Source organism: Cupriavidus sp. HPC(L) (genome assembly GCF_000307735.3).
Taxonomy (GTDB): Bacteria; Pseudomonadota; Gammaproteobacteria; order Burkholderiales; family Burkholderiaceae; genus Cupriavidus.
Map to the genome: position 1 here is coordinate 1 of NZ_AMPR02000275.1, position 3,329 is coordinate 3,329.

General features: G+C 69.0%; 3 protein-coding genes and 2 pseudogenes. 4 read left to right on the forward strand and 1 reads right to left on the reverse strand.

Annotated elements, in window-relative coordinates; genetic code table 11:
• The 4 genes and pseudogenes from B551_RS26630 to rfaE2 all read left to right on the forward strand — a co-directional run.
• Positions 1-333: pseudogene (locus B551_RS26630) on the forward strand (hypothetical protein); the annotation flags it as partial.
• 47 nt (positions 334-380) lie between these two features.
• Complete coding sequence (locus B551_RS15480) at positions 381-1,583, forward strand: patatin-like phospholipase family protein (protein WP_043440086.1); 1,203 nt, start codon at positions 381-383, stop codon at positions 1,581-1,583.
• Between the two features lie 174 nt (positions 1,584-1,757).
• Positions 1,758-2,621 (forward strand): hypothetical protein, encoded by an 864-nt coding sequence (locus B551_RS15485; protein ID WP_006579757.1) that lies wholly within the window; start codon positions 1,758-1,760, stop codon positions 2,619-2,621.
• A gap of 25 nt (positions 2,622-2,646) precedes the next feature.
• Positions 2,647-3,141, forward strand: coding sequence for a D-glycero-beta-D-manno-heptose 1-phosphate adenylyltransferase (gene rfaE2, locus B551_RS15490; RefSeq protein ID WP_043440088.1), 495 nt, complete (start codon positions 2,647-2,649; stop codon positions 3,139-3,141).
• A gap of 44 nt (positions 3,142-3,185) precedes the next feature.
• Here the strand turns inward: rfaE2 and B551_RS27100 are convergent.
• Positions 3,186-3,329 (reverse strand): annotated as a pseudogene (locus B551_RS27100) (pantothenate kinase); the annotation flags it as partial.

The window sequence follows — 3,329 nt, forward strand, 5'->3', positions numbered from 1 at the left end:
CAGGCGGGTACCGCGGGCGCGAGCGAACCGGAACAGCCGGCGCAGTCCGGCACGGGCTCCGCGAAGCCGACGGCCAAGGGCCGCACCAGGACGGCGGCGAAGGCCGCGGGCAGCAGGGCGGCACGCGCGGCAAACGACGGCACCACGGGCGGGACAGGCCGCGGCGCGAAGGCCGGCGCGAATGCCGGCACGAATGCCGGCACGAATGGCGCCACCAATGCCGCCACCAACGGCGCCACCAATGGCCCCTCGAATGGCCCCTCGAATGGCGCGGCGCCGGCCGGCAAGAGCGCGAAGCCCGCGCGCCGTGGCAAGGCCAACAACGGACACTGACACCCGGAGGCGCCTTGGCAGCGAGCAAGACCACCGCGGTGATCCTGATGGGCGGCGGCGCGCGCGCCGCCTACCAGGCCGGCGTGCTGCGCGGCATCGCACGCATCGCCGCCCGCCATGGCGTGGGGACGCACAATCCCTTCGACGTGGTCTGCGGCACCTCGGCCGGCGCGATCAACGGCGCGGGCCTGGCAATCGATGCCGGCGACTTCGATCGCGCCACCGAAACGCTGGCCGCGCTGTGGTCCAGCATCCATGCCGAGGACGTCTACCGCACCGACGTGCTGCGCGTCGGCATCTCGGGCGCGCGCTGGCTGTCGGCGCTGGCGGTCGGCTGGGCGCTGCAGCACGCGCCGCGCGCGCTGTTCGACAACAAGCCGCTGGACAGCCTGCTCAGCGAACTGTTCGATCCCGAGCGCGTGCAGGCCAGCCTCGACGCCGGACACCTGCAGGCGCTGGCCATCACCGCGCTGTCGTATTCGACCGGCCGGCACGTGACCTTCTACCAGTCGCACCGCCGCATCCAGCCCTGGCGCCGCAGCCAGCGCCTGGCGGTGGAGGCGCGCATCGGCGTCGACCATCTGCTGGCCTCGTCGTCGATCCCCTTCCTGTTTCCCGCCACGCCGCTGGAGCTCGACGGCCATCACGAGTGGTTCGGCGATGGCACCATGCGGCAGATGTCGCCGCTGTCCCCGGCGATCCACCTCGGCGCCTCGCGCATCCTGGCCATCGGCGCGGCCTCGGCCCCGCGCGCCGGCTGGTACGACACCGTGCCGGCGGGCGGCTATCCGTCGCTGGCGCAGGTCGGCGGCCAGGCGCTGGCCAGCATCTTCCTGGACGGCCTGTCGACCGACCTCGAGCGGCTGCAGCACATCAACACGCTGCTCTCGCGCATGCCCGAGATCGCCAACGATCGCGAAGGGTGGCGGCCGGTGCAGGTGATGACGATCGCGCCGAGCGAGCCGATCGAGGCGCTGGCGATCGAACACGTCAAGCGGCTGCCCCGCACCGTGCGCGCGCTGCTGGCCCCGCTGGGCGGCACCGAGGCGAAAGGCGCGGCATTTGCTAGCTACCTGCTGTTCGAGCCCGAGTTCACGCAGGCGCTGATCGCACTCGGCGAGCGCGATGCGCAGGCGCAGGGCGACGAACTGGCCGCTTTCCTCTATGGCGTGATCCCAGGCACGCCGGCCGCGAGCAGCGCGCCGGCGATCAGCGAGGCAGGCTCCCCGCCCGCCTCGGCGCTGGCCTGACGCCGTTTTCGCGGTTTTCACAGTGGCGACAGCTGACTGTGGCAGGCTGCTGCCCGGTCCGCCATTGGGAGGCGGCATCGAACCGGTCGCACGGCAACTTGCGAACGGCCAGCAAAAGGTCTATAGGAATGATTCGCATCTGGTAGAATCTGCCCGTAATTTCAAAGGCTTACCATGCTCTACCCCGAACTGTTCAAATCGCTGGAAGCGGTCCGATGGCATATGGACAAGGACATCCCCTGGGATTCCTTCGATGCCAGCCTGCTGACGGACGATCAGGCGAAAACCATCCGCATGAATGCGATCACCGAGTGGTCCGCCCTGCCGGCCACCGAAATGTTCCTGCGCGACAACCGCCACGACTCCGACTTTTCGGCGTTCATGAGCGTGTGGTTCTTTGAGGAGCAGAAGCATTCGCTGGTGCTGATGGAGTACCTGCGCCGCTTCCGCCCGGATCTGGTTCCCACCGAGGAAGAACTGCACGCCGTGCGCTTCGAATTCGATCCGGCGCCGCCGCTCGAAACGCTGATGCTGCATTTCTGCGGCGAAATCCGCCTGAACCACTGGTATCGCCGTGCCGCCGAATGGCACACCGAGCCGGTGATCAAGCATATCTACCGCACGCTGTCGCAGGACGAGGCGCGCCATGGCGGCGCCTACCTGCGCTACATGAAGAAGTACCTGAACCAGTTCGGCGACAACGCGCGCTCGGCCTTCGCCAAGATCGGCGTGCTGATGGCGTCGGCGCGCCGCACCGAGAAGCCGCTGCACCCGACCAACCTGCACGTCAACAAGGCGCTGTTCCCGAACGACACCGTGCAGTCGCGCCTGCCCGACCCGGACTGGCTCGAGCACTGGCTGGACAAGCAGATCCGCTTCGACGAAGGCTGGGAGAAGAAGGTCATCGAACGCATCCTGCACAACATGTCGCTGCTGTTCGAGCGCACCTTCGAGACCGTGCAGGACCTGAACCGCTATCGCAAGGAACTGAACGCGCGGCTGCAGGCCAATGGCGGCACCACCGCCGCCGAAGCCTGACGCCGGCGCCGTCCTTGCGATGACGCTGTCCCCTCCGGCCTTCGAGGCCAAGCTCGCCTCGACCGACGATCCCCAGGCGCTGCAACGGCGCCTGGCGGCCTTGCCGCGCCCGATGGTGTTTACCAACGGCGTGTTCGACATCCTGCATCGCGGCCATGCCACCTATCTGGCCCAGGCGCGCCAGCTTGGCGCCTGCCTGGTGGTCGGCGTCAACAGCGATGCCTCGGTGCGGATGCTGGGCAAGGGCGACGACCGCCCGCTCAATGGCGAGGCCGACCGCATGGCGCTGCTGGCCGCGCTCGAATCGGTCGACCTGGTGCTGATGTTCGGCGAGAAGACGCCGGTCGAGCTGATCCGGCTGGTACGCCCCGACATCTACGTCAAGGGCGGCGACTACGACATCGATACGCTCGAAGAGACCCGGCTGGTGCGCGGCTGGGGCGGCCAGGCCCACGCGATCCCCTTCCTGCACGACCGCTCGACCACCAAGCTGCTGCACAAGGTCCGGCAAGGCGGCTGAGGCCGCCCGCTGCCCTTCTCACGCCCAATGAGCGGCGTGGGCCTTCAAGTCGCGGGCTGCTGCGCGGCCATCACCGACAAACCCAGCAACACCAGGTTCTCGTGCCGCTCGAACGGCAGCGTCAGCGCGCCCGCCAGCGCCTCGCGCGCGCCGCCCGACAGCAGGCAGCGGGCCGGACCGCGCCGCGT

Excerpts from the sequence above, each read along its gene's own strand:
- B551_RS15480 (WP_043440086.1), top strand. The coding sequence starts at position 381 with ATGGGCGGCGGCGCGCGCGCCGCCTACCAGGCCGGCGTGCTGCGCGGC.
- B551_RS15485 (WP_006579757.1), top strand. The coding sequence starts at position 1,758 with ATGCTCTACCCCGAACTGTTCAAATCGCTGGAAGCGGTCCGATGGCAT.